At 35.9% G+C, this 22,989-nt stretch carries 21 protein-coding genes; 12 read left to right on the forward strand and 9 right to left on the reverse strand.

Annotation, left to right across the window (positions count from 1 at the left end; all coding sequences use genetic code 11):
• Positions 1–42: 42 nt before the first annotated feature.
• The gene (locus CDA10_RS14755; RefSeq protein ID WP_089606339.1) at positions 43–1,941 is read right to left on the reverse strand and encodes a bifunctional metallophosphatase/5'-nucleotidase; all 1,899 of its coding nucleotides are present in this window, start codon (positions 1,939–1,941) and stop codon (positions 43–45) included.
• Between the two features lie 638 nt (positions 1,942–2,579).
• Here CDA10_RS14755 and CDA10_RS14760 point away from each other — a divergent pair.
• Positions 2,580–3,584 (forward strand): putative solute-binding protein, encoded by a 1,005-nt coding sequence (locus CDA10_RS14760; protein WP_089606340.1) that lies wholly within the window; start codon positions 2,580–2,582, stop codon positions 3,582–3,584.
• Between the two features lie 117 nt (positions 3,585–3,701).
• Here CDA10_RS14760 and CDA10_RS14765 read toward each other — a convergent pair whose 3' ends face one another.
• Positions 3,702–3,962, reverse strand: a complete 261-nt coding sequence (locus CDA10_RS14765) for a hypothetical protein (RefSeq protein WP_089606341.1) — start codon at positions 3,960–3,962, stop codon at positions 3,702–3,704.
• A 783-nt stretch (positions 3,963–4,745) separates the two neighbouring features.
• On the opposite strand from CDA10_RS14765, the gene grpE reads away from it, so the two are divergent.
• The 6 genes from grpE (at position 4,746) to CDA10_RS14795 (ending at position 10,086) form a co-directional block, all read left to right on the forward strand.
• On the forward strand, positions 4,746–5,282 hold the full coding sequence (grpE, locus tag CDA10_RS14770) for a nucleotide exchange factor GrpE (protein ID WP_089606342.1): 537 nt from the start codon (positions 4,746–4,748) through the stop codon (positions 5,280–5,282).
• 172 nt (positions 5,283–5,454) lie between these two features.
• Positions 5,455–7,398, forward strand: coding sequence for a molecular chaperone DnaK (gene dnaK, locus CDA10_RS14775; RefSeq protein WP_089606343.1), 1,944 nt, complete (start codon positions 5,455–5,457; stop codon positions 7,396–7,398).
• Positions 7,399–7,561: 163 nt separating this feature from the next.
• A complete protein-coding gene (locus CDA10_RS14780) occupies positions 7,562–7,978 on the forward strand; it encodes a hypothetical protein (RefSeq protein ID WP_089606344.1) in 417 nt (138 codons plus the stop codon).
• Positions 7,979–7,981: 3 nt separating this feature from the next.
• A complete protein-coding gene (locus tag CDA10_RS14785; protein ID WP_089606345.1) occupies positions 7,982–8,506 on the forward strand; it encodes a hypothetical protein in 525 nt (174 codons plus the stop codon).
• A gap of 152 nt (positions 8,507–8,658) precedes the next feature.
• On the forward strand, positions 8,659–9,567 hold the full coding sequence (locus tag CDA10_RS14790) for a matrixin family metalloprotease (RefSeq protein ID WP_089606346.1): 909 nt from the start codon (positions 8,659–8,661) through the stop codon (positions 9,565–9,567).
• Between the two features lie 99 nt (positions 9,568–9,666).
• Positions 9,667–10,086 (forward strand): hypothetical protein, encoded by a 420-nt coding sequence (locus CDA10_RS14795; RefSeq protein WP_167374973.1) that lies wholly within the window; start codon positions 9,667–9,669, stop codon positions 10,084–10,086.
• Positions 10,087–10,206: 120 nt separating this feature from the next.
• Here CDA10_RS14795 and CDA10_RS14800 read toward each other — a convergent pair whose 3' ends face one another.
• The 4 genes from CDA10_RS14800 to CDA10_RS14815 form a co-directional block, all read right to left on the reverse strand.
• On the reverse strand, positions 10,207–11,496 hold the full coding sequence (locus CDA10_RS14800) for a lytic murein transglycosylase (RefSeq protein WP_089606348.1): 1,290 nt from the start codon (positions 11,494–11,496) through the stop codon (positions 10,207–10,209).
• A gap of 705 nt (positions 11,497–12,201) precedes the next feature.
• The gene (locus CDA10_RS14805; protein ID WP_089606349.1) at positions 12,202–13,323 is read right to left on the reverse strand and encodes a 5-(carboxyamino)imidazole ribonucleotide synthase; all 1,122 of its coding nucleotides are present in this window, start codon (positions 13,321–13,323) and stop codon (positions 12,202–12,204) included.
• Positions 13,324–13,350: 27 nt separating this feature from the next.
• A complete protein-coding gene (gene purE / locus CDA10_RS14810; RefSeq protein ID WP_089606350.1) occupies positions 13,351–13,863 on the reverse strand; it encodes a 5-(carboxyamino)imidazole ribonucleotide mutase in 513 nt (170 codons plus the stop codon).
• A 183-nt stretch (positions 13,864–14,046) separates the two neighbouring features.
• Positions 14,047–14,391 (reverse strand): DMT family protein, encoded by a 345-nt coding sequence (locus tag CDA10_RS14815; protein ID WP_089606351.1) that lies wholly within the window; start codon positions 14,389–14,391, stop codon positions 14,047–14,049.
• Between the two features lie 314 nt (positions 14,392–14,705).
• Between CDA10_RS14815 and mpl the strand changes: the two genes are divergently transcribed.
• Positions 14,706–16,073, forward strand: a complete 1,368-nt coding sequence (gene mpl / locus CDA10_RS14820; RefSeq protein WP_089606352.1) for a UDP-N-acetylmuramate:L-alanyl-gamma-D-glutamyl-meso-diaminopimelate ligase — start codon at positions 14,706–14,708, stop codon at positions 16,071–16,073.
• Between the two features lie 214 nt (positions 16,074–16,287).
• Here mpl and CDA10_RS14825 read toward each other — a convergent pair whose 3' ends face one another.
• Together CDA10_RS14825 and CDA10_RS14830 are read right to left on the reverse strand one after the other, a co-directional pair.
• Positions 16,288–16,710 (reverse strand): BLUF domain-containing protein, encoded by a 423-nt coding sequence (locus tag CDA10_RS14825; protein ID WP_089606353.1) that lies wholly within the window; start codon positions 16,708–16,710, stop codon positions 16,288–16,290.
• Between the two features lie 353 nt (positions 16,711–17,063).
• Positions 17,064–17,351 carry a GNAT family N-acetyltransferase gene (locus tag CDA10_RS14830; RefSeq protein WP_089606354.1) on the reverse strand — a complete coding sequence of 96 codons (288 nt, stop codon included), beginning with the start codon at positions 17,349–17,351 and terminating at the stop codon, positions 17,064–17,066.
• 204 nt (positions 17,352–17,555) lie between these two features.
• Between CDA10_RS14830 and CDA10_RS14835 the strand changes: the two genes are divergently transcribed.
• The gene (locus tag CDA10_RS14835; protein ID WP_089606355.1) at positions 17,556–18,761 is read left to right on the forward strand and encodes a sugar transporter; all 1,206 of its coding nucleotides are present in this window, start codon (positions 17,556–17,558) and stop codon (positions 18,759–18,761) included.
• Positions 18,762–19,171: 410 nt separating this feature from the next.
• On the forward strand, positions 19,172–20,134 hold the full coding sequence (locus tag CDA10_RS14840) for a TerC family protein (protein WP_089606383.1): 963 nt from the start codon (positions 19,172–19,174) through the stop codon (positions 20,132–20,134).
• Positions 20,135–20,228: 94 nt separating this feature from the next.
• On the opposite strand, the gene CDA10_RS14845 is transcribed toward CDA10_RS14840, so the two are convergent.
• A complete protein-coding gene (locus CDA10_RS14845) occupies positions 20,229–20,825 on the reverse strand; it encodes a nucleotidyltransferase family protein (RefSeq protein WP_089606356.1) in 597 nt (198 codons plus the stop codon).
• 259 nt (positions 20,826–21,084) lie between these two features.
• Between CDA10_RS14845 and CDA10_RS14850 the strand changes: the two genes are divergently transcribed.
• Both CDA10_RS14850 and CDA10_RS14855 read left to right on the forward strand, forming a co-directional pair.
• Entirely contained in the window at positions 21,085–21,900 is an 816-nt protein-coding gene (locus CDA10_RS14850) for a hypothetical protein (RefSeq protein ID WP_089606357.1), read from the forward strand.
• 409 nt (positions 21,901–22,309) lie between these two features.
• Complete coding sequence (locus tag CDA10_RS14855) at positions 22,310–22,783, forward strand: hypothetical protein (RefSeq protein ID WP_089606358.1); 474 nt, start codon at positions 22,310–22,312, stop codon at positions 22,781–22,783.
• Positions 22,784–22,989 lie beyond the last annotated feature (206 nt).

Raw genomic sequence — 22,989 nt, forward strand, 5'->3', positions numbered from 1 at the left:
AAATCCTGCTTAAGCAGGATTTTTTGCTACTTTTCTTTCAGTTTATTTGGCTTTATCGATGAATAATTGAGTACTGTATTCAGATGTTGCTAATTTCTGAATTTTCTTTTGACCAATTTGACCAGATAAACCTTGTGTATATTTTAAAAAGGCTTCTGCATAATCTAAACCCACGTTCAAACGTCGATCTCCAGTAATTGTCTTGAACGTTGTATAGTAATCACCTCCATTGGCTAAGAAGTCGATCGTGATGGCTCTATATGTTTTATTCAGGTCTAAGTTTTCATATTGTCCCAAATGATTACGCACTTGAATTTGACTTAGACGTTGTCCTTTATCTTTTGTGAAATCAACATTCCAACGTAAGCCACCTGTATATGGATAGCTTCCTGTATTATTTTGTGCAACCACACCATCTATTGCATCTTCTAAAGTCGCTTTAACCTCTACACCTGTTAGGTCTAAACGCACTAAAGTGTTTTTAAAAGGTAAAACATTATAAATTTTGCCAACACTTACATCTCCAAGTCCAACGTCTTCACGTACCCCACCACCATTTTGAAATGAGATGTCTGCATTAAAGAAGGTTTTTCCTTGTTGTAAAAATGCTTCTGCAATAATTTGCTGAATATCACCACCATGTTGGTCAACATGAGTATTCTTATTACAGACATCGCCTAAAGTTGAGCGATTTACATCACGTTGTGTGCCTGGTACACGACGTGAACATAGATTATCTGTTGTTTGCCCTACGATTTCCTGAGCGAATTTCTTTTTCTGTTCTTGGTATGGTTTTAGAACATCTAAGGTTTTTTGTAATGGTGCAACGACTTTAAACGGCACATTCTCTGTTTGAAACAGATTGAGGATATTTTGTTTTTCTGTTTCAGTTACAGTTTTTGCTTCTTTAGCTGTTCGTGTAAAGCTATTACCTATTAACATGTGTGGCGTCCCGCTACAGCTTTCGATATTGCCATTTTTATCAAAATTCACTTTTAAATCACCAACGATGTAGCTGTATTGCCAAGCTTGTGTAATACATACCAAATGCCCATCTTTATTTTTAAGTTGCGTTGGATAAGCGCCTTCGGGCGTCATTCCATATTTTTTAAGACTGTTTGGCCCCAACAAGGTATGCGAGTCACCACCAATGATGACATCGACATCAGTCAATGATTTTGCCAATTGTTGATCTAAATCGTAGCCCACATGGGTTTGCAAAATAATATTTTTAATGCCCTGCGCTTTAAATTGATCAATTTCCTTTTGTGCAGTTTCAATTTCATCTGTAAATAAGGTATCTGCATTGGGTTGCGAAGAGTTTTTGGTTTTCTTTGCTACAGTTAAACCAATAATCGCAAATTTTACGCCATCCTTTTCAAATATTTGTGATTTTAGAATACGCTTGGTTTTATAAAGTGGTGAAGAAGCACCAAAAGCAACATTGGCAGTTAAAATTTTGGTTTTTTCTTTACATGGGCTTTGGTCTAAGAAATCTATAAATTTCTTTAATCCATCATCTTTTGAATCAAATTCATGATTACCAGGTGTGAAGGTATCAAAGCAAACCGTATTCATTGCATCGGCATCAGCCTTACCATCCGTTAAGTTATAGTAGAGATCACCTGTAGTTGCATCACCTACATGAATTTTTAAAACATTTTTCTTTTCTATAGCAAGCTGATTGATAAGTGCAGCAACTCTTGCAAAACCACCACTTGCAACGCTGAATTCCTCATCGCCTGTTCCAATATTCATTGGAAATTTAATTGTTTCTTCATCTAAATGTGAATGGTGATCGTTGATATGTAAAATATTGAGCTCTAAGGGTTTAGCTTTAACGACTGGAGATACGGTATTGTTATTGTCATCATTACAAGCAATGAGCATGAATGAAACAGTTGTTAAAATTAATACTTGTTTTTTATTATTAATCAACATGATAAAACCAATAAATAATTAGAATAATGTGTAGTTTGGCAAATATTTGTTTAGCTTTGATGAATAATTGCTCGTTCTTTTTGAATTTATCGCCCAAAAACACTCACTTCAGCTTATTTAAATATGACATATATCGCCTTTTAAACACGATACCGATTTGATGCTTTATTTTAGATTTTGAATATTTTCATTTAATTAACAGCAATCACTACACGCCATGGTCTTGTAGATTTAAATACAATTATCATAAATAACTAATCTCTATTGCTGCATTTATTAAATGTTCATTGATCAAAGCCCAAAACCATCAACAATGTAATTAAACTTGTATTTTTAAACTTTAAAATAGCAAACAAAGTCACAAATATGATAACTTAACCTGAATCAAGTCAATTAAATTTATATAAAATAAGTATCATAATTTTTTTAATTTTGAAGATCACTTCTTGTTGAATAAATCATGAAATCATTATTTTTCAAGGTATTGAATTTTAAAATAGATTTTATTATTCATATTGGATTATACAAATTATCGACTAATAACATTATTTTTATCGGAAAATAGAGCAAAAACTCTATTCTTGTCATATATTGGACAAAACACGATCAAATTTAAAACGTAAGTATAGGGAAATGCTATGAAAAATAAATTACTTGTATGCACTATATTCATGTCGAGTATTTCTAGCTTGGCACAAGCAAAGCAAGATGTATGTGTTTTCGATTTGCTGGGGAAAGCGGGCGAATCATATAAAATGATGGAAGAATGGTCTTTAGCAGCAAAAGAGTGGAATCGAGATATTCAACTGATCGCTTACCAAAATGAAGAGCTTGCAGATAAAGATTTTAAAAGCGGTAAATGCGATGCCGTATATATGACGACGATGCGTGCACGTCAATTTAATAAATTCGCAGGTTCAATCGATGCACTTGGTGGTGTACCCAATAATGCGATTGCACTCAAAGCGATCACGTTCGTTTTAGATAAAAGAAATGCAAAACGTTTAAAAACCACGGTTGATGGCGAAGAATTCGAAATTGGTGGTATTGGTCAAATCGGACCTGCTTATATTTTTGTTAATGATCGCGCAATCAATACCATTGAAAAAGGTCGTGGTAAAAAGTTTGCTGTGCTTTCTTATGACAAAGCTCAAATCGCAATGGTTGAGCGTGTTGGTGCGATTCCAGTACCATCTGATGTCTCTAACTTCGTTAAAAAGTTTAATAATGGTGAAGTCCCGATGGTAGGCGCGCCTGCCTATGCCTTTAAGCCTTTAGAAATGGAAAAAGGGCTAGGCTCTAAAGGTGCACTGATCAATTTCCCTGTATTAAATGTCACAGCAGATTTGGTCTTTAGATCACAAAAATTCCCTGCTACTTTTGGTACTCAATCTAGAGCATGGTTTGTTAAACAACTTCCACGACAATTTAATATGGTGAAACGTTTGGAAAGCAGTATTCCAGCCAAATACCGTTTAAATTTGAGTAAAGCAGATGTTGAAAAATATCAGATCTTGCTCCGTGAAGGTCGCATCGATTTAACCAAACAAGGCGTATATGACCCAACCATGATGTCAGTTTTAAAAAGAGCGCGTTGTACTGTAGATCGTACCAATTTTGAATGTTCTTTATCTGGTGAATAACAGCAATTTTCATCATTTGTTAGATCATTCAATATAATAAAAATCAGACAGAGATGGCATCCGAAAACTGTCTGATTTTTATTTTCAATCTTAAAAATGGCTTGAGAGTATTACAACTTACTGCGCCGAAGGTTGCTGTATTACATTTGGATCATTGGTTGCTTGAGCGGGTTGTGATTGTTGCATGTGTGCATCACTTTCAGCGGCTATACCCTGTTGTGTAGAATCAACTGTTGCTGTTTGAGCAGATTGTTGATCGCTCATTGTTGTCGCTTGCTGTGCTGTTTCAGGCGACTGTGTAGATTGATTTGAAGTACATGCCGTCGTAAGTACAGCAACACCAAATGATAAACCTAAAATAAGACCTAATTTTTTCATCATATATTCCTTTTTCACTCGAATTTAAAAATGACGACAACACTAAAACTGTCGTGTTGCATATCATTGCTAAATTTTTCAAAAGAATCGTTAGTACTTGGTTAGGCTTTTAACGTGTTGACGTATAAGTTATGCAAAGTTTATTAAATCAATCATTTATTTTTACCAGTTATTATTTTCAATCTAAGGTTTTGTTTTCAATATTTTTTATTGTTCAATTTATGAATTTTTGGTGCTTATTTGCAAATCTTAAATATATATTTTGATATCAAACCACCTACTTTCGTTACATTGTTAATAAAAAGTTAAAAAATTGCGCCAGATTGGTTTAGACAAAAAAAAGCTTACCCAAAAAAGACTGGATAAGCTACGAAAACACATTTAGGGTGAAATATAGGCTTAACGATTACAATCAATTTTAAATGATTAGCCTATTTTTAATTCTTTAATCTTTCAGTGTGATCAATCATCTCTATGGGATGAAGTTCTATATCGTCTAAATTTAAATCACAAAAACTTATAACCTATCAATATAAAACTCACTTCAACTGTTGCAACTTAGAACAGAAACCAGTTTAGAAAGTTTTTCTTTAAATACAATTACATTTTTGTACGATTTAAAAACGTAAATTTTCTTATCAATGACTTGAATTTTAACGACTCGCCCATACCTTTAAGATTATTCATGAATTAAACGATCATGGCAGTTCAGCACTAACGCAGTTAATCTGACGCCGAAAAGGACTGTACATGTTTAAAAACCCATTTAAACGGAGTAAATCAATGGCGACTGAGCATAACCAAGACGCTCAAGATCTTCAAAACGAGCAAGCCGAACAGCAAACTCAAGCTGAAACAGAGCAAGCTGAAGTTACCGTTGAAGATTTACAAGCTCAAATCCAAAAACTTGAAGAAAATTTAAAACTTGAAAAAGCACGTACAGCAAATGCTGTTTATGAAGCTCAAAAGAGTGTTGAACGTATTCAACGTGAATCTGAAAAACATAAAGATACAGTGCTCGAAAAATTTGCCAAAGAACTTGTTGAGTCGGTGGATAACCTAGAGCGTGCTATTCAAGCTGCAACTGAAGAAACTCCAGTAGTTGAAGGTGTAAGACTCACCTTAAAATCGTTATTAACGACGCTTGAAAAATTTGGTGTTGTTGAGGCCGATACAACCAATGGTTTTAATGCTGACCTTCATCAAGCAGTAGGCATCGACCCAAATGCACAAGCCAACCAAATTGGTACTGTTTTACAAAAAGGTTATACCTTAAATGGTCGCCTACTTCGCCCTGCGATGGTGATGGTTGGTCAATAACAAGTAGTGTATTGCTTGAAGTGTAAAAATTAGAGTTTTTTTAAATATTTTCATCGTAGATGACTTGAAAAATTTCGAAAAGCTCTCATATCGGATAACAAGAAAATCCCTTTTAATTCACCTTTGCTTAAGGCGGAAATAGGGATTCAAAAGAATTTAGAGGAAAATATTAATGGCTAAAATTATCGGTATTGACTTAGGTACAACTAACTCATGTGTAGCAGTACTTGAAGGCGATAAAGTTAAAGTTATCGAAAACGCTGAAGGCGCTCGTACAACGCCATCAATTGTTGCGTATAAAGATGGCGAAATTTTGGTAGGTCAATCTGCTAAACGTCAAGCAGTAACCAATCCTAAAAATACATTGTATGCGATCAAACGTTTAATCGGTCGTAAATACGAAGATGCAGCTGTACAAAAAGATATTGGTCTTGTTCCTTACAAAATCGTTAAGGCAGACAATGGCGATGCTTGGGTTGAAGTAAACGACAAAAAACTTGCACCACAACAAGTTTCTGCAGAAATCTTGAAAAAGATGAAGAAAACTGCTGAAGATTATTTAGGTGAAACAGTAACAGAAGCCGTGATTACCGTTCCTGCTTACTTTAACGATGCGCAACGTCAAGCAACTAAAGATGCAGGTAAAATTGCTGGTTTAGATGTTAAACGTATTATCAACGAGCCAACTGCTGCTGCACTTGCGTTTGGTATGGATAAAAAAGAAGGCGATCGTAAAATTGCTGTTTACGACTTAGGTGGTGGTACTTTTGACGTATCAATCATTGAAATTGCTGACTTAGATGGCGACCAACAAATCGAAGTATTGTCTACAAATGGTGATACATTCCTTGGTGGTGAAGACTTTGATAATGCATTGATCGATTACCTAGTTGAAGAGTTCAAAAAAGAGCAAAACTTCAACTTGAAACAAGATCCGCTTGCACTTCAACGTTTAAAAGAAGCAGCTGAAAAAGCGAAAATTGAGCTTTCTTCATCAACTTCTACAGAAATTAACCTTCCATACATCACTGCGGATGCAACTGGTCCTAAACACTTAGTGATGAATGTGACTCGTGCGAAACTTGAAGGTTTAGTAGCTGACTTGGTTGCTCGTACTATTGAGCCTTGCCGTATTGCACTTAAAGATGCAGGTCTTTCGACTTCTGACATCTCTGATGTAATCTTGGTTGGTGGTCAATCACGTATGCCAATGGTTCAACAAAAAGTACAGGAATTCTTTGGTAAAGAGCCACGTAAAGACGTGAACCCTGACGAAGCTGTTGCAATTGGTGCTGCAATTCAAGGTGCGGTATTGTCTGGCGATAAAACAGATGTACTTTTACTTGACGTTACACCGTTGACTCTTGGTATTGAAACAATGGGTGGTGTTTTAACGGCAATCATTGAGAAAAATACAACGATTCCTGCGAAGAAATCTCAAGTATTCTCAACAGCTGCGGATAACCAACCTGCTGTAGACATTTCAGTTTACCAAGGTGAACGTAAAATGGCTCAACAAAACAAATTGTTGGGTAACTTCCAATTAGGCGATATTCCACCTGCTCCACGTGGTGTGCCACAAATTGAAGTGTCATTTGACATCAATGCTGATGGTATCTTGAAAGTATCTGCAAAAGATAAGAGCACTGGTAAAGAGCAATCGATCCAGATTAAAGCAAACTCAGGTTTGTCTGATGCTGAAATCGAAGCAATGATCAAAGATGCTGAAGCAAATGCTGAAGAAGATCGTAAGTTTGAAGAGCTTGCTAAAGCACGTAACGAAGCTGATGCATTGGTTTCAAGTGCTCAAAAAGCAGTAAAAGATCTTGGCGAGCAAGTGACTGCTGATGAAAAAACAGCAGTTGAAACAGCAGTTTCTGAACTTGAAGTTACTGCTAAAGATAATGATCTTGATGCGATTAAAGCGAAAACTGAAGCTTTACAAAACATCATCATGCCGATTACGCAACGTGCTTATGAAGCTGCTCAAGGTCAAGGCGGAGCTGAAGGTTTCGATCCGAACCAATTTGGTGGTGACGCTGGTCAACAACAGCAAGAAGCGGATGATGGCGTTGTAGACGCTGAATTCACTGAAGTTAAAGATGACAAAAAATAATTTGTCGATTTAACTCGAAAGATAAAAAACCGCTCAAGTAATTGAGCGGTTTTTTTAACTCATTTTTAAAACATTTCACTAAAAAGATCGATGAACGCATTTAAATAAAAATAAATATGTTAATTTAGCTTGATAACAGGGTCGCAGAATAAAAAGGCTTTCAATGAAAAACCAACCGATTGTTTCTCTTAATGTTTACTATACCTTGATCATTGCTCAATTGGTGCTACCTGTACTTGCGACTGCGATCGATATGTTCAGTACAGATCCTGAGTTAAGACTCTTAGACAGAACCTTGTATATTGAACCGCAAGCATGGGAAGGTATTTTTATTGCTATTGTCGCCATCACAGTATTGGTCATCACCTTTGGGCTATTTTTCCGTAAAGATTGGGCAAGAAAAGCTTATCTATATACGTTCTTCCCTGCTTTTTTAGTCTATTTCATGCCTTATCTACACTGGTTTTATATGAGTAGTTTTGCTGCGATTTTCAATGATTTAGCCTTTGTGTGTTCAGGTGTTTTACTGATGATTTTTGTCACACCAGCCCTATATGAACCAATCTTTGAAAAAGACTAAGTCATGTATAAAATATTGATTATCACGTTAGTACTTTACCTATTTTTAGAAGTTTTATGTCATGGCTTTGCTCTATTTATACGTAAATATTTAGATAAAGCCGTTACGCAAAATGAAAGAAAACCGTTATATCTTCAATTTATTCAACAAACCTTTTATCGCACCATGCTATTGGTCAGCATCATCTTAATGAACCACGTGTATAGCGAAATTGCATGGTTTGAACAAAGTGACTGGATTCGTTTCACGTGGAGTATTTCAGTTGTTTTACTTATTTTGCTGGTACTCCATGGGCTCAATACTTTTATTATTCGCCAAGTGGTTTTAAAACAGCAACAACAATCCGTCACGGCTGTATTTAAACAAAAATTTAGCTATATCATGTTGCATCCGTTGGAATTTAAACATCTATATAGCACGCAAGACTATTTAAGCAAATCCGTTTGGATCAACCGATTACTCAGTATTACAGCCTTAATATTATTATTTTTAGATATTCAGATTTTATATAATGTGGTTCATTCATAAAAAAATACCGCTTAATGCACCATTGTTATTTAATAAATATTGTTAAATCAATAAACTACCGCTTTCTTTGAACAATACATCTCACGATAAGCTTGCGCTTCTGTAAATTTCAGATAAATTATTCACAACAAAAATTATTTTTTAATTAAATCATGCGCTTTTGGTTAGTGGTTGCTTTGATTGTCTTTACAGCATATTTTTCGATTCAACGTATGATGTATCCACAACTCAATCATAACTCTATGGTTGATCGAATATCACATCCTTTAGATACTCGATTGCGTTATCGTATTGGAGAGATAGATCCTCGCTTTAATTTGAGTCGAGAAAATGCGGAAGCACTTGCACATCAGGCTGCAGATATTTGGCATTTAGGCGCAATGAAAAGCTTATTCGTCTATGATCCAAATGCTCAACTCACCATTAATCTGATCTATGATGAACGCCAAGCAGAGTCATCTGCTCGAAATCAAGAAATGCGAATTTTAGAAAATACGCAGCAATATACGCAAAATGAAAAACAAAAAATTCAACAAATACATGCAGAGTTAGATCTCGCCAACCGTGAATTAGAAATTCAAAAGATCAATTATCAAGCCAAAGTGGATCAATATAATCAACTGGTGAATATGATCAATCAATCACAGCAAAACTTAAATCCATCTGCAAGACAACAACTTGATCAGCAAAAAAGCCAACTTCAATACGATCAAGATCAATTAAAACAGCAGCTTGATAATTACAATCTGAAGGTAAATGACTTAAATCGCCAAGTTGATCAACTCAATTCAGTTAATCAACAATTTAACCAATCTGTTGACCAATTTAATACCCGTTTCCAACCTAGACAATTTGATAAAGGTGTTTTTGATGGCAAAAGTATTAAGATTTATGAGTTTGAATCTAATGATGATTTACGTGTAACTATCGCACATGAGCTTGGACATGCATTGGGTTTACAACACAATTCTGACCCAAAAGCCTTAATGTATCCCATGATGAAAGATCAAGATTTACAAAATTTTAAATTAACGGCCGCAGATTTGGTCATGTTAAAATAGAACAATAAACAAACAATACTCTATGGCTTTTTCTTAAATTAAATACCCATAATTAATTTATGTATCTAAATGGGTTTTAACAGATTTTTGTTAAAAATCATGTTATTGTCAGTTGATAACGCAATATTTAAGGAGAAGGCTGTGAGTTATTATCATATTATTCTAGAAGTAAATGATCACATCAGCACGATTGAACAAACTCGAGATATCGAAATTTTTGATATTACTGATATTCAGCCTTATCTCTACTCTATCCTACTGCCTTATTTCAATGAACAAATGATTGAACTTGAAGATGATAATGTTGAATTTAAAGATATTCTTCATCTAGAAATTAAACAGACTCTATTACCTATCCAACATTTGATTGAAGAAGAACAAAAGCAACTTCCAAGTGATACTGATGTGACCATTACGGCCTATGAAATTTTCAATGATCGTGATCATACTCAAGATGTGACTGCTGTTATTTTAGATTTACTGGAAGCGGTTAAAATCGATCAGTCTGCAATTGAGTAAATGCTAAACTACGTTTGAATAAAATAAAAAGGTCTGCGATTTCAGACCTTTCCTTGATATAAAAACCAATCATAAACAATGAGATGATTTAATATTTTAAATCATCTTGCACAATACAAATTACTGCATCATCTGTTTAGCTGCTTCGTTTCTAAATGCTTTTAAAATCTGTTGCCCTGCTCTACCTGTCGGACTCAAACCCAATTTAATTTGCTCTTGCTGAATCGCCTGACGGGTTTTATCGCCAACCAAACCATCTGCATCGCCAATTGCATAACCTTTTTTCAACAAATAGTTTTGAATTTCACGGCGTTCTGCGCGAGAAGTCCCTGCATCATTGGTTGGCCAAGCTGTTTGGAAGTAGCCCTTACCTTGTAAACGATCCGATAAATGTGCAATGGCTAATGCATAGCTTTCCGCAGCATTATAAGCATAGATTGCATCAAAGTTTTTAAAGACTAAAAATGCTGGGCCATTTTCGCCCGCAGGCATCATCAGACCCGCTTGAGAGCTTTCAGATAAATTACCTTGAATAATCGGCGTACCGTCTACACGCGTAAAACCACGATTCACCCATGAATTTAAAGATTTTTTATTGCGACGACTTTCACCATTGATTGAAACCCCTTGTGGAATCTGAACTTCAAAACCCCATGGCATACCTGTTTGCCAACCACGCTTTTTCAAAAAATTAGCAGTTGATGCTAAAGCATCTGAAGTACTTGAAACCAAGTCACGACGGCCATCTCCATCAAAATCTACAGCGAGTTCTTCATAGGTTGATGGCATAAACTGAGTATGACCAAAAGCCCCGGCCCATGAACCTTTCAACTGTTCTTCTCTTAAATCGCCACGCTGTAAAATACGCATTGTGGCAAAAAACTCACCGCGAAAATAACTTTGACGGCGACCTTCACAACTCAATGTCCCTAAAGCCTGCAATAATGGATATTTCCCTGAAATATCTCCAAAATTACTTTCTACACCCCATACAGCCACCACCGTTTCAGCCGGTACACCATAAGCTGTAGCAACACGATTCAACACATCACGATGTTGCGCCAACATTTGACGCCCTTTTGCTACACGTTCATCATCGACAAGACCAGACAAATAATCCCAAATTGGCGTAGAAAATTCTGGTTGATAATCCAATTTGCTAATGACTGAATAATCAGGGTTTAAATTTGCGGTATAGCGATCATATGTCGAACCACTCACACCCGAAGCCATTGCTTGAGAACGAAGATTGGCAAGGCAACTTTGAAAATTAGAATTGGGTGAAAATGTTGGATTTGATGTTGTTGTAATTGTAGTGCCTGATGAAGGTTGACCATTAATGATCAATTCAGCATTGGCATGTGAAGCAGCCAATAAAGCAGATCCGCAAAGTAATGAGAAGTAACGCATAATATCCACAATTTCTTTTAAATTTAAATTATGTGAATACCATATCAGCCTATGAATAAAATGACAGATGTAAAAACGTAAAATTTGAATTCATTTCCTTCATTTTAAATTCATATTTTTTGGTCTATTTTTAAATTTAAAAACTTATCCACAAGTATCTAATTTGTTATTTTTTAAATTCAAAAGTGACCTTTCAATTTTGAATTCAAAATAAACTTATACACAACTCACAATTATTCACATGCACCATTTTAAATTCAAACATGAAAAATATGCTTAAAAAAAATCATTAATCATTGATATTGAATCATTATTTTAAAATTGAGCACTCAAGTTATTTCCTAGTACGTTTAGAATAATTTTTAAATTCAAAAGCCATGACAGTTTAAATTTAAAGTTTTGAATTCAAAATTTTTTAGCTTTTTAAATTTAAATCTATTGTGGATAACATGTATTTCTCTCTTATCATTTTTTGAATTTAAATATACAAAACCGTTCTAAATTCATTTTAAATTCAAATTTTTTACATTTTATGTCATGTCTTTTGCTTTATTTTTATACCAATTGTGGTTTTTTCATGCAATTGAACTTTTGATTTTTCGACCAGTGGCACATCGTAAAATCAAGGAGCGCCATCATACCGAAATCGAGGTAATAAAAAAGCGGTCAAATGATTGACCGCCTTTTTAACAAACAAAGCTGAGCTTAAATGCTCATATCTTCGCTGAGTGCCAATGGATTCGGTAAAATCTTCGCCAGTTGACGACACAAAGTCGTTAATTCAGCACTGTCATTTGGCATAAGCGTGATATGACCAATCTTACGACCTTCACGCTCAGTTTTATTATAAAGGTGCAAATGCACACCATTTAAAGCCAAGACATCTTCAGATTTTGGATACTGTCCAATGATATTGATCATCACCGTTGGGCGAACAACCTCCGTCGAACCCAATGGTAAATCCGCTACAGCACGAATATGATTTTCAAACTGTGAACACACTGCACCTTCAATCGACCAATGACCTGAATTGTGCACACGAGGCGCCATTTCATTGGCATATAAGCCTTTGTCAGTGACGAATAACTCGAGTGTTAACACGCCAACATAGTTCAAATGATTGAGTAAATGCGTAATGTAATCTTGCGCGACAGGTTGTAAATCTGCACTGTTTGGTGCAGGAACAATCGAATGCGAAAGAATACCATGATGATGATGATTTTCAGCCAATGGCCAAGTTTTGACATCACCATCGATACCACGTACAGCAATAATCGATACTTCACGTGAGAAAGTCACAAAACTTTCTGCAATCAATGTACCTGCAGGGCCAAGTTCTGCCCAAGCTTGGTCAATTTGATCGGCTGAACGCAATACAAATTGACCTTTCCCGTCATAGCCACCCGTTGCCGTTTTTAAGACAATTGGTAAGCCCAGTTCAGTTACAGCAGTATTTAAACTTTCTAATGAATCAACTGCTTTATACGGCGCAACAGGGATGTCTAATTCATCGAATAATGCTTTTTCAGACAAACGATGTTGTGCAATCGCTAAAGCCTGACGTGGTGGATACAAATCTTTCTGTTTGGTGAGAACATCAACATCCGCCAACGGGGTATTTTCAAACTCAAGACTAAAAACATCTGCACTTGCAATAAAATCGTGTAAGCCATTTTCAGTCTGACTTGAAAAGACTTGACCTAATATTGCGGATGGGCAATCTGTATTGGCTTCAAAGAATGTGCATTGAATGTTTAATGGTAGCGCAGCTTGCGCCATCATACGGCCGAGTTGACCACCACCAAAAATACCGATGGTTTTATTCATAACCTGTGTCCCGTTTTAAACTTGGCTTTAAATTTGACCTGGAATATTGTTACTTGCCACTTTATCAGTTTGGGTAGCACGGAAATCTGCAACATTTTTTGCGATTTCAGGACGTGTTAAACCGAGAATCTGCGCCGCCATAATGGCTGCATTAGTTGCACCAGCAGGCCCAATTGCCAAAGTACCTACGGCAATACCAGCAGGCATTTGTACAATGGAAAGCAATGAATCTACGCCATTTAAAATAGAAGATTTTACAGGAACGCCCAATACTGGCAGATCTGTTTTAGCAGCACACATACCTGGTAAATGCGCTGCACCACCTGCACCTGCAATGATCACTTGAATACCGCGTTCACGTGCTGTTTCTGCATATTCGAATAAGCGATCTGGCGTACGATGCGCAGAAACAACTTCAGCTTCAAAAGGGACACCAAGCTGTTTCAGCATATTGGCAGTGTTTTCGAGAGTCGCCCAATCCGATTGAGAACCCATGATAATTCCAACTAAAGGAGCGTCTTGTACAGCGGCCGCATTCATTGCAAATATTCCATAAACGAATGTAAGGAAGTTTAAATTCTGGTCGTCCAGTCTTTAAATGAATATCAAGAAGCTCGCTATTATAGACTGATTTTTCATCTCACGAAAATTTAACAGAGCTCGTCGAGCATTATTTTCAGTATTTTTTTAGAAAATAGGGCATGCATCCCTGTTTTAAATGGATCATTGAGATCTAAAAACAAAAAATACACAGCCCAATAAACATAGACCCGCCCATAAGTAATCGAGCTTAAAAGGTTGTTTAAATAGAAAAATCATAAACGGAACAAAGACCAATAACGTTACAACTTCTTGGGTAATCTTCATTTGACCTAATGACCAACCATGTTGCGCCAATAAACGTGTCGCAGGAATCATAAAACTGTATTCAAGCAGGGCAATGACCCAACCAAATAAAATGGCTTGCCATAACGGTGCATCGTGTAAAAATTTTAAATGTCCATACCATGCTAAAGTCATGAAGCAATTGGAGATAATGAGTAATAAAAGGGGGAGGGATAAAGCCATTTTTAGCTCAAAACTATTCTGAATACAGATAGATTACACGGATATTTTAAAAGATTAATAAATCTTAGTACTCTTTTTTTATAGCTATAGATTAAGCATGATTTTAAGGGGAACGTACAATCTGATTAAAAGAAAGTTACTGCATCACCAGACCCGATTTACAAGATTAGCTGATAAAATAGCTCATCCAAAATCATAACAAGAAAAACTATCTTTTCCTTTTAACCCTTGCTATCGTTGCTTTCAAATCGAATTAATCACGACAACAGCACAACAAAAAGTGATGTGTCTAAAAAGCAGTGGAGTTAAAAAGAATGCATCTGCATATTCTAGGTATTTGTGGCACCTTTATGGGTTCTTTAGCACTTTTGGCTCGTGATTTAGGGCATAAGGTGACAGGCTCAGATGCGAATGTCTATCCACCGATGTCCACTCAGCTTGAAAATGCAGGCATTACCTTAATGCAAGGTTATGATCGTAGCCATTTACAGCCTCATCCTGATCTTGTCATTGTAGGCAATGCCATGAAACGTGGTATTGATGCTGTGGAATATATGTTGAATGAAGGTCTACCTTATATTTCAGGCCCTCAATTCCTTGCAGATCACGTATTACAAGGCAAACATGTCCTCGGTGTTGCAGGAACACACGGTAAAACCACGACGACAACCATGTTGGCTTGGGTTCTTGATCAAGCTGGTTTAAACCCAGGTTTTTTAATCGGTGGTGTGCCTCTAGGCTTTAGTGAAAGCGCACGTTTAGGTGGCGGAAAATATTTCTGCGTGGAAGCAGATGAATATGATTCTGCATTCTTCGATAAACGCTCTAAATTTGTACATTACCGTCCAAAAACTGCGATTTTAAATAATCTTGAATTTGACCATGCCGATATCTTTGATGATTTGGCTGCCATTCAAAAACAATTCCATCATTTAGTGCGCACCATTCCAAGTGAAGGTCGTATCATTGCGCCAATCACTGAAAGCAATATTGATGAAGTTTTAGAAATGGGGTGTTGGACACCTGTGGTACGTACATCACTTGAAGCCAATAACACTGCTGAAGTCTACGCAGAACAACTTTCTGCCGATGGTTCGCATTTTAAAGTCTTACAACACGGCGTTGTAAAAGGCGAAGTACAATGGAACATGACAGGGCAGCATAGTGTTGCGAATGCTTTAGCAACCATTGCAGCGGCTGAACATGTTGGTGTTTCAATTGAAACTGCTTGTGAAGCTTTATCGAATTTTGGTGGTGTAAAACGCCGTATGGAGTTACTCGATACGATTAATGGGATCGAAGTCTATGATGACTTTGCACATCATCCAACCGCAATTGATACAACACTCGAAGGTGCGCGTAAACGCTTAGGTGAACGTAAACTTTGGGCAATCATTGAACCACGTTCAAACACCATGCGTATGGGTAGCCATAAAGATGGTTTAGCACATTCTGCACGTTTGGCAGATGAAGTGATTTGGTATCAACCTGAAGGTTTGGATTGGGATCTACAACCCGTTATTGACGCTGCGCCCAACAAAGCGGTTGTCGCTCGTACACTAGACGACATCATCAACACTGTGGTTGCAGAAGCAGGTGAGGGCGATGCCGTGGTGATTATGTCCAATGGTGGCTTTGGTGGTTTACATCAGAAATTAATCGCTGCTTTAAAAGCAAAATAAACTGTTTTAAATAACACAGCGCTAACAGAAACACCTCGAAAATTGGGTACTTTTAATCTAATTTGAAGGGTGTTTCTCTATATTGGTATTGTTAATCATCAAGCTTAATCGATTCATCTAAAATCCAGCTTTGCAGAATGATCTTCTTCATTTTGATCGATCCATCATATGGATTTTTGTTAAAGGCTGAGATTCTTAGATAATTTGAATTCCCTTATAAATTCGCATTTTCAATTTTCACCAATAGACTTAAAAACTCAGCAATATTTTGTTCATCCAGTTGATGCGGTTGAAACTTTTTAAAGCCTTGCTTTTCAAAAAAGCGAGAAATTCGAGTAGAGTTTTTTACGTATTTCATCGACCATTTAGAAAAATGGTTTTTCTCAATTTCATGATCTTTAAAACGATGAATATTCACATGTCGACGATCTTGTTGAATCCGCTCAAACAAAACCTCGAGTATTTCTTTATTACCCTCTAAACATTGAAAATATATCCCATCAGAATAATACAATACGCCGTAAAGCTGATTTTCATGATTAAAATCTCGAGCTGCAGACAAAATATCCGTTAAATCTTGTAATAAATCTGAATCACCTTCAACTCGAGCACTTGCATAGCATAATTGTATAGGCATTCTATGTTCCTTTATTCTTTAATTATTCAATGTAATGACTTCATATTTATAAAAATCTAGAAATATCTAGTGGGTATAGAAAGTATATTTATAAATTAAATTATGTATTTTATGAATACTTAAAGTGCTCAATTTACAGACTGGATTGCTAAAATTTGAATACGAATAGTTTTTTATTGATCCAACGATTATTGTTGTCTGTGCTTAATGATTTCACTGAGCTGAACCATTTTTAGCAGTTATTTTTCTGTGGAAATACCTATAGAATACAGAAGCTTCATAACAATACTTGATGATAGGGAAGCTTCTCTACACATACTTATGCATTACGTCGATTAATTTAAAAATAGCAACTAAGCAGCTACATCTGCAAAACTTTTCTCACGGCGGAACATGACATCGACATAAGAGCAAGTTGGCACAATTTTTAAGTTCTTTTCACGTGCAAATTCAACCAAAGTATCTAACAACTGACGTGCTATTCCTTGCCCACGTAATGAATCATCGACCCATGTATGGTTAGCAATGATGATGGTATGCTCACCATTCCACACATAACTAATTTCAGCAATGCGTTTGCCTTGTTTATTATCTAAAAAGAATTCACCATTTTTTTGATTATTTACATGTTGGAATTGCATAAACCTGATCTCGACTTTGATTGCTTATCTATACAATTCCACTCTAACAAAGTGATTCTAAGATTTCAAAACATCATGTATCGATTAATCTTTATATTAAAACCAATTTTATTCGAACATTCACAGCTTTTGCATCATTATTAACACTTAACAACCCAATTCATTCAGCCTAAAATTTAATATTCGTTTTTAAATTGATTGACCATGTCATCTCTATCTCCCCAAACATCTCCTAGTCAACCATCGCCCAGTGAAACGCAGCAATGGGTGAGTGTGATTAGTCTTGCTTTTGCTGCTTTTATATTTAATACCACTGAATTTGTTCCTGTTGCACTACTCAGCGATATCGGTCACAGTTTTACTATGCCTGCCACAGATGTTGGCATCATGATCACACTCTATGCTTGGGTGGTTGCTCCGATTTCACTCCCAATTATGCTATTGACCAAAAATATTGAACGGCGCCTTTTACTTATCACTTTATTTGTCGTTTTTGTTGTCAGTCATATTTTGTCTTATGTGGCATGGAGTTTTGATATCCTGCTGATCAGTCGTATCGGAATTGCATTTTCACACGCTCTATTTTGGGCAATTACCGCTTCTTTGGCTGTACGCGTTGCACCCAAAGGCAAAGAATTTCAAGCTTTAGGCTTACTTGCAACAGGCACAGCATTGGCGATGGTTTTAGGCATTCCATTCGGCCGTATGATCGGTGAATCTTACGGTTGGCGGAATACTTTTGGCTTAATTGCCGTAGGTGCAGCTGTTGTATGTTTAATACTTGCCAAAACTTTGCCTCGTTTACCAAGTGTCAATTCTGGCTCTTTAAGCAGTCTAAAAGTGCTATTTAAACGGCCTAGCCTGATGATTGTTTTTGCGCTAACCGCTCTAGTGATCACAGCACAATTTACGGCTTATAGTTATATTGAACCTTTTGCTTTAAATATTGCACATTTTAGCTCATCACAAACCACAATTTTATTGTTGATCTATGGTGCTGCTGGCTTCTTAGGTTCTTATTTATTTGGGAAATTTGGTCAAAAATATCCTAAATTACCCATTCCTTTAAGTAGCGCTATTCTTGCAATTTCAATGTTATTACTGATTCCACTTTCAACTGATTTTACCAGTTTTAGTATTCTCAGTTTATTTTGGGGAATGGCGATTATTTGTTTTAGCTTAGCGCAGCAAGCCAAAACTTTGAATTTAGCTTCTGATGCAACTGACGTTGCGATGGCTATTTATTCAGGTCTTTATAATGTTGGTATCGGTGGTGGTGCACTACTCGGTGGGTTAGTTACAACGCATTATGGGTTAAATAATATCGGTATCATTGGGGGAATACTTGCTGTATTGGGTACGATTCTGGCACTTATTTTAGTACAGCGCAAAGACTTCAATCCTAAATAATGAATACCCTTTACAGCTCTACAGGCTAAAATCATTCATAGCACAATCGGTTACAGATTGGTCGTGCTGATTATAAAAGCAATGCTTTTATTCATCTCAAAACAATGGTGAAATTTTGTATTTAAATTAAAAAGGTAAAAATTCATTCAAAATTTGCACAATTGCTATAAATGTGCCATTCTCTACTCATATTAAGAAATGTGTACATTTCTTTAAACAGTTTTCGAACAAGGGGAGTAGCCTCCTCCAGTCAGAATATCGTCATTACGCTTTGCAAAAAGCCGGTATCTGAGCATCATCAAAACACCGATGATGTAGGCAAGACCTTGATCATGTTGATACAGATGTTTAATCATCTGGCAGCAGGTCAAGGTTTTTTTATGCCTGATTGCCAGATTTTGGAGAATTTTATGGAAACTATTGGCAATCCATGGCTGTATTTAGCGTTCTTCGCTATCGTTGCAATCATGCTCATCATCGACTTTCTTGGGTTTAAGCAAAAAGAAGGTCAAGACGTTAAAATTAAAACAGCTGCATATTGGAGTATTGCATGGGTTTCTGTGTCCATGCTTTTTGCGGGTGGTTTATGGCTTTATCTACAGCAAACCGCTGGTGTTAGCATTGCAAATACCAAAACCATGGAATATCTCGCGGGTTATTTACTAGAGAAATCCCTTGCAATCGATAACGTCTTCGTTTGGTTAATGATCTTCGCAGCCTTTGCTATTCCACCAGGCTTACAACGTAAAATCCTGCTCTACGGCGTATTGGGTGCTATCGTTTTACGTACAATCTTTATTTTTATTGGTGCATGGTTCGTACAAGAGTTTTCTTGGATTCTGTATATTTTCGGCGCATTCCTTGTCTACACAGGTTATAAATTCCTTAAAGGGCAAGATGAAGAAGAAACCAATATTGAAGATATGGCGATTCTAAAATGGTTACGTAAACATATTCGTATCACACCAAACTTAGAAGGCAATAAATTCTTTGTTCGCCAAAATGGTCTACTTTGGGCAACACCATTATTCTTGGTTTTAATTTTAGTTGAAGCTTCAGATGTAATTTTTGCGGTGGATTCAATTCCTGCAATTTTTGCCGTAACCAGTGATCCATTCATTGTATTGACCGCAAACTTAATGGCGATTTTAGGCTTACGTGCAATGTTCTTCTTATTGGCGGGTTCAGCATCGAAAATGCATTATTTACCTTACGGCCTAGGTATTATCTTAGTCTTTATCGGTTTTAAAATGCTTATGCTTGATGTATTCCATATGCCAATTTGGATTTCATTAGGCTTTATCGCTGTTGTATTGAGCGTTACAGCATGGTTATCTATTCGTTATAACAAGAAACAGGAATTAAATTCTTAATTTTTAAATCCTGTCTCAGTCTGAAATAGAGAGCCTTCCATATGGAAGGCTTTTTTATTTAAAACCAAGATCTAACTTCTATAAATATAAAAAATTATTCTACAACTTCGACAATGCGTAAATTTTGCCACTTTTCTAAAAACCGTTTAGATCGCACACGCTGTATAAATACGTCACGACTGACCAATCGATTATTCCAGCGCAATTTAAGCTCAAATAAATCATTTAATTCAAACGGTGCAACGATTTCTAAATCATCATTTTCCAATAAACGCACAGCAATCGCCGTGGCCGTTTCTACCCACACGCTCAAAGCATCAATAAGTGATGAATACTGCGTAATGGATAAACCTCTATCAGTTTTATACCAAGTATGTACGAAGGCTTGATTGACCACATCCCATTCATTTTCTGGAAATTGCTGATTCAATAATCGTGTTAAACGTTGTTGTTCAGAATGCTCATCTGTTAAATCATAAAAAATCACATCGATTTCCGTTTGCTCTATTTTATAATTTTGTTGATGTAAAACAGACCAAACTAAGTTTCGAATCACACCTGCACTTAGATAAGCTTGTGTATTGAGTTGCCTTAAATAAATCAATCTTTGCATTAAAGCAGGCTGATCAAAAACAATTTTCTTCAATTTAGACTGATAGTCATGGTCATCAAAATGAATCATTTGTGTCATTGTAAATACGCTTTTAAAATGATCTTCCTACTGTGAATCACCAAATAAATAACTGTAATCAATATTGGCACATGTATTATTTATATTATAAAAATAGTACATCAAAAAAAGAATACCCAAAAATAAACACCTAGAAAAAATCACTTTTTAAGTTTTCATTACGACTAAATATAGATTGCTATTATAGATTAATTATTAGTATATTGATGATAATTACAGCAAAAAAACAGATTTCTAATAGCAATTATGGGGTGAAGTAATGAACAAAAATAAATGTCTTAGCGCAACAAAAATAGCAACAATCTGCTCACTCAGTTTATCGAGTGTTAGTGTATTCGCAGCGGAATCAGATGACCTTGCAAAGAAACTCTCGAACCCTGTTGCCAATTTGATCAGTGTACCTTTCCAATTGAATTTTGATGATAATATTGGTGCGGCTGAAAATGTTCAACGTTATCAACTCAATATTCAGCCTGTTATTCCCATTGAACTGAATGAAAACTGGAATTTAATTTCACGCACTATTTTACCCGTAAATTATCAAACCTATAAAAATACCAATAAAAGTGATGATTGGGGCACAGGGGATATTGTTCAAAGCTTATTCTTTTCACCTTCAAATACGGGTTCTAATGGCATCACTTGGGGAGTGGGGACAGCGATGTTACTGCCTACGGCTTCAGAAAAATTATTAGGTGCAGACCAATATGGTCTAGGACCAACAGCTGTTATTTTAAAACAAAGCGAAGGTTGGACATTTGGTGCATTGGCAAATCATCTTTGGGCAGTAGAAAATCACGGTGATGTAGAAGATGTGAATAGTACTTTTCTTCAACCTTTTGTTTCTTATACTTATCCAAGTAGTTTGACGATTTCATTCAATAGTGAAGCAACCTACGATTGGAACACTGAAAAATCAACAATACCTGTCAATTTAATGGCAACTAAAATCATCAATTTAAATGATCAATTGATTAGTATAGGCGGTGGGGTAAAATATTGGGCACATGATACAGATGCAAGTCCTAAAGATTTTGGCGTTCGTCTAATCGCATCCTTTATTTTCCCTAAATAAGATTCAACACTCAATATCTCAGCGATAACAGATATACTGAAAATAGAATGTCTGTTATAGATTTTCCTATAATATCAATGACAAATGCCATGATATAAAATTTTGTACTTGCTTTGAGATCGTTTAGATAGGCTTGCTTGTTTTTACTTTAGGATAATGCTGTCATAAATCTGATGTTTTTGCTCATGTTAAGCACGTGATGAGTGTTATAATTCACACAAATAGAATTCATGCATAATGAGAATCTATGTTTTTTAAGCAAGATTAACTTAACTTTGAATATGCTTGTGATCAGACAATTTAATCAGAGATATAATAAACAACATCAATGCAGATTCACCATCAAGCATATAAACAAAGTGATTTTTAGTTAAATTTAACGATTATGGGATTGTATTAGGAAATGTTTATGAAAAAATTGTTATCCATTACTTTAGGTGCATTATTCATCGCTGGCTGTGCTTCAACCACTCCTGAGTCGAAGACAAATGTACGTACTTACGGTTTGCTCATTTGTCAGCCAGATGAACTTTGTCCTGTTGTTACTGTCATTAAAAATGACTCTCTTCAAGATGCAATAAAAATTCAAATTGCGTTAAACAGCATCAATCACAAATACGACATCAGCAAAGTTGTATTTAGCAATGGTGTAAAAAGCCTTTCATTTAATACTATTGGCCCAACAGACGTCGATTTTCAATTTGGTTCAAATCGATCTCGTAACAGCATCATCGTACCCAATCGCCTAATACATGACTTATCTGTGAATCACGATATTTCTATGAATATCTATACCGATCAAGGCATGATCAGTCGATATATTTTAAAAGGTGACGTTAAAGCACCGATTATTCAGGAGCTTCAACAAGCTTATAAAAAATAACCTTAAAAATATAATTTTTGAAAGGAAAGTGGTTTCTTGAGCAGCTTTCCTTTTAATTTTTATCTCCCCCCATTTAGTTAAATATTTTTTGCTAGATGTACATTTTCATAAGAATAATCAAAACATTCCCAGCAGTATTTTAGATATATACGAAGTACGCACCAAAATTTAAAAATGATAAAACAGCTTACAGCTTCACCCACAAA

It is taken from the genome of Acinetobacter piscicola (assembly GCF_002233755.1).
In the GTDB taxonomy this organism is placed as follows: domain Bacteria; phylum Pseudomonadota; class Gammaproteobacteria; order Pseudomonadales; family Moraxellaceae; genus Acinetobacter; species Acinetobacter piscicola.